Consider the following 514-nt stretch of genomic DNA (forward strand, 5'->3'; position numbering starts at 1 on the left):
AAGGTCCGTAACCTCGAAGCGGGTCACGGTCTGAACGCCGCCAACGGCGAGTACGTCGACCTGCTGGCCGCGGGCATCATCGACCCGGCCAAGGTGACCCGGTCGGCGCTGCAGAACGCCGCGTCCATCGCGGCGCTCTTCCTCACCACCGAGGCCGTTGTCGCGGACAAGCCGGAGAAGACCCCGGCTGCCCCGGCTGGCCCGGGTGGCGGGCACATGGACTTCTGAGTCCAGTTCCGACACACCGAACGGGGCGGGCCGCTGACGCGGTCCGCCCCGTTCGTCGTCAGGTGGGCAGCGGGCGCTGGTTACGCCGCTTCTGCGCCCGGTCGTACGGCGGAAGCAGCTGGATCGGCGCGTCCACCATCTCCTGCGGCTCCTCGACCACCGGCTCGCCGTCGGTGGTCATCTCGGCCAGTTGCTCGGCGTCTCCGTAGTCGAGCCGTTCGAACGGCAGTTGGCCGGGCAGTTCGCCGACCGGTGTCCAGGTGATCGGCGGGCCGTCCTCGGTCTG

Annotated in this window: 2 protein-coding genes; one reads left to right on the forward strand and one right to left on the reverse strand. The window is 70.4% G+C overall.

Translation table 11 applies throughout. From position 1 onward, the window contains the following. Positions 1-228: TCP-1/cpn60 chaperonin family protein (locus tag F8274_RS30835; protein WP_305070077.1), on the forward strand; the 228-nt coding region annotated here is incomplete at its 5' end. A 58-nt stretch (positions 229-286) separates the two neighbouring features. Here F8274_RS30835 and F8274_RS30840 read toward each other — a convergent pair. Next, positions 287-493: a hypothetical protein gene (locus tag F8274_RS30840; protein WP_151465917.1), complete on the reverse strand. Its 207-nt coding sequence runs from the start codon at positions 491-493 to the stop codon at positions 287-289. Positions 494-514 lie beyond the last annotated feature (21 nt).

It is taken from the genome of Micromonospora sp. AMSO31t, from assembly GCF_008868175.1.
Taxonomy (GTDB): Bacteria; Actinomycetota; Actinomycetes; order Mycobacteriales; family Micromonosporaceae; genus Micromonospora.